General features: G+C 63.3%; 4 protein-coding genes. All 4 read right to left on the bottom strand.

What is annotated here, in order from left to right:
• Positions 1–25: 25 nt before the first annotated feature.
• The 4 genes from EOA32_RS35540 to EOA32_RS35525 all read right to left on the bottom strand — a co-directional run bounded on the left by EOA32_RS35540 (position 26) and on the right by EOA32_RS35525 (position 3,086).
• Positions 26–325 (bottom strand): DUF1778 domain-containing protein, encoded by a 300-nt coding sequence (locus tag EOA32_RS35540; protein ID WP_066996334.1) that lies wholly within the window; start codon positions 323–325, stop codon positions 26–28.
• Positions 326–496: 171 nt separating this feature from the next.
• A complete protein-coding gene (locus EOA32_RS35535) occupies positions 497–1,198 on the bottom strand; it encodes a tRNA (guanosine(46)-N(7))-methyltransferase TrmB (protein ID WP_128374176.1) in 702 nt (233 codons plus the stop codon).
• Between the two features lie 20 nt (positions 1,199–1,218).
• Positions 1,219–2,496, bottom strand: a complete 1,278-nt coding sequence (gene metK / locus EOA32_RS35530) for a methionine adenosyltransferase (RefSeq protein WP_128374175.1) — start codon at positions 2,494–2,496, stop codon at positions 1,219–1,221.
• 167 nt (positions 2,497–2,663) lie between these two features.
• Entirely contained in the window at positions 2,664–3,086 is a 423-nt protein-coding gene (locus tag EOA32_RS35525) for a helix-turn-helix transcriptional regulator (protein WP_095777507.1), read from the bottom strand.
• Positions 3,087–3,164 lie beyond the last annotated feature (78 nt).

Here is a 3,164-nt window from a genome sequence, read left to right as displayed (position 1 = left end):
GTTCGGGAGCCGATAAGGCCACGGCCTAGCGCTTTGCTGCGTAACCGGCTTCCCAGGGCGCGGGCCGCTTTGCCAATTCCACCATGTCGGGAACCGGAGCGACCGGGGCTGACAGAACCTCCATAAACTCCGCGAAGCCTTCCGGGCTCATGCGGATAAGGCGGCTGTCCATCAACACATCTTCGGCCGCGCGCACGGCAGCATCGCGCACGAAATCCGTGCGGGACCGGCCGCGGAGAGCGGCGGCACGATCAATGATCGCCACGTCCGCCTCCGGCAGGCGCATCGAGATCGGGTATTCCTTACGTTCCACCGTGGCGGCCATAATCATCTCCCTGCCGTTAATATGGCAGCATGTAGCGCGAACTGCAATACATGAATTATCCCAGGCCGGCCGCAAGCCGGGTTCTCTGCGACCGGGAAGACCACTTTGCAAGCGATCGCCCGCTGCTGAGCGGCTGGTTACCGGTTCCTGGGAAGTTAGTGCTCGGTCGGCCTACTTCCGGATAAAGGTCAGATAGGCGGGCCGCCTTCCCGCGCGAAGGGCCTTCGCCTCGTAGCGGGTGCCGGGCCAGCCCTCATAGGGCGTGTGCCAGTCGGCAGCCTCGTTTGCCTGCCAGGCGAAACTGCCATTGGCGCTGCAGGCGAGCAGCGTCCAGTTCACATAGCTGTCGATATCGGAGGCGAAGCGGAATCTCCCGCCCGGCTTCAGCACCCGGGCGAACCGGTCGAGATTGGCGGGGCTGACAAAGCGCCGCTTCCAGTGCTTCTTCTTCGGCCACGGATCGGGATAGAGCAGGTCGATGCCGTCGAGCGAGGCTGGCGGCAGCCAGTCGAGCAGACGCGTGGCGTCGTCGTCATAGACTTTCAGATTGGCGAGCGGGCGCTTGTCGAGCGCCGTCATCATCTTGGCCATGCCGTTGACGAAGGGCTCGACGCCGATGAAACCGGTCGCCGGAGCCTCCGTCGCGCGATGCAGAAGATGTTCGCCGCCGCCGAAGCCGATCTCGAGCCGACAGGCTGAAACCTGCGCCTTGAACAGCGTTCCAAGGTCCGCGGGTGCCTCCGCCGTCAGGTCGAGGCGATAGGCGCGCAAGCCACGTTCAAGCGCCTCGGCCTGCTGCGGACGAATGGTCTTGCCGTGCCGGCGGCCGAAAAATCCTTCGGTCGCGCGGCTTGGCCTGTTGGTTGGCTCCATGAACAGGTCTGGCGACGCCGTCAGGCGGCAATCGCATCGGCAACCGCGTCCTTGAGCGCCTTGGCAAGGTCCGTCTTCTCCCAGGAGAAGGAACCGTCCCGGCCGGCCTTGCGGCCGAAATGGCCATAGGACGAGGTTTTCGCGTAGATCGGCTTGTTGAGGTCGAGATGACGGCGGATGCCGGAAGGCGAGAGGTCCATCACCTTGCGCAGCGCCTCCTCGAGGCTGGCCTCGTCGACTCTGCCGGTGCCGTGCAGGTCAACATAGACCGACAGGGGCTGGGCGACGCCGATGGCGTAGGAAAGCTGGATGGTGCAGCGGTCGGCGAGCTTGGCCGCTACCACGTTCTTGGCGAGATAGCGCGCCGCATAAGCAGCCGAACGGTCGACCTTCGTGGTATCCTTGCCGGAGAAGGCGCCGCCGCCATGGGGCGCAGCACCGCCATAGGTATCGACGATGATCTTGCGGCCGGTCAGGCCGGCATCGCCGTCTGGCCCGCCGATCACGAACTTGCCGGTCGGGTTGATGTACCAGTTGCAGTCGTCGGCGACCTTGAGTTCGCCAAGCGCCTCGCGGACGTAAGGCTCGACGACATTGCGGACCTTCTTCGAATCCCAGCTCGAGTCGAGGTGCTGGGTGGAAAGCACGATCTGCGTCACTTCCGCCGCCTTGCCGTTGGCATAGCGCACGGTGACCTGGCTCTTGGCGTCCGGGCCGAGCTTGGCGGCCTCGCCGTTGCCTTCGTGGCGCGCGGCGGCAAGCAATTCGAGGATCTTGTGGCTGTAGTAGATTGGTGCCGGCATCAGGTCCGGCGTCTCGCGGCAGGCATAGCCAAACATGATGCCCTGGTCGCCCGCGCCTTCCTCGCCCTGGCGGTCGGCGGCATTGTCGACGCCCTGGCCAATGTCCGGCGACTGGCCGTGCAGCAGCACCTCGATCTTGGCCGTCCTCCAGTGGAAGCCAGCCTGCTCGTAGCCGATCTCACGGATGGCCTTGCGGGCGACCGATTTGAACTTGGTCGGATTGACGACTGGGTGGCCCGCCGCATCCTTGAGGATGTTGCCTGCCTTGTCCTTCTTCAGCAGCGTCTCGGGAACCCTGACCTCGCCGGCGATGACGACGCGGTTGGTGGTGGCCAGCGTCTCGCAGGCAACGCGCACCTTCCACGGGTCCATGCCCGTCTTCCTGGCCTCGCGATAGACGAGATCGACGATCTCGTCGGAGATACGGTCACAGACTTTGTCGGGATGGCCTTCGGAGACGGATTCCGAGGTGAAGAGATAGTTCTGCCGCGTCACGGGTGTCCCCTCTTGAAAAGGATCGGCAAGGCTGCCGATTTTGGCGCGCCACGTGTTAGCGGTGCCGGGCGCCGCTCGTCAAGCGGCGCGACAGATCTGGCATGACTATCGGCACAATCAACTTGTGCCACCGGCGGCAGGGCACCGCCGGCGACATGAGCCTGGATTCACTCGGCGTCGTCCGGCGAAAGGGACTTCACAAGATCGATAATCCGGCGCCGCACCTTGACGTCGGGAATCTTGACGAAGGCACGATTGAGCTGAAGCCCTTCCGGGCTGCCGCAGAATTCGATCGCGAAAGTCATCGAGGCATCCTCGGCAAATCCCCGATTGCCGGTGACCGCCTCCTGACCGGGGGCGTCCTCGAAGAAGAAGGCGACAGGGACGCTCAGGATGGAGGCGATTGCCTGCAGGCGGCTGGCGCCGACCCTGTTGGTCCCCTTTTCGTACTTCTGTATCTGCTGAAACGTGATGCCGAGATTTTCACCCAGCTTTTCCTGGCTCATTCCAAGCATATTGCGACGCAGCCGAATACGACTGCCGACATGAATGTCGATCGGATTCGGCTTCTTCTTGTTCTCTTCTGTCATTTTTTCCTCGCCGAATTTTTCCGGCTTTTTCTATTTTTGCCGCCCAAACGAAACCGGAGCCACCTGCCCCAACAGACC

This window comes from Mesorhizobium sp. M1A.F.Ca.ET.072.01.1.1 (assembly GCF_004023325.1).
Taxonomy (GTDB): Bacteria; Pseudomonadota; Alphaproteobacteria; order Rhizobiales; family Rhizobiaceae; genus Mesorhizobium.
This window is presented reverse-complemented; position numbering and strand designations above follow the sequence as displayed.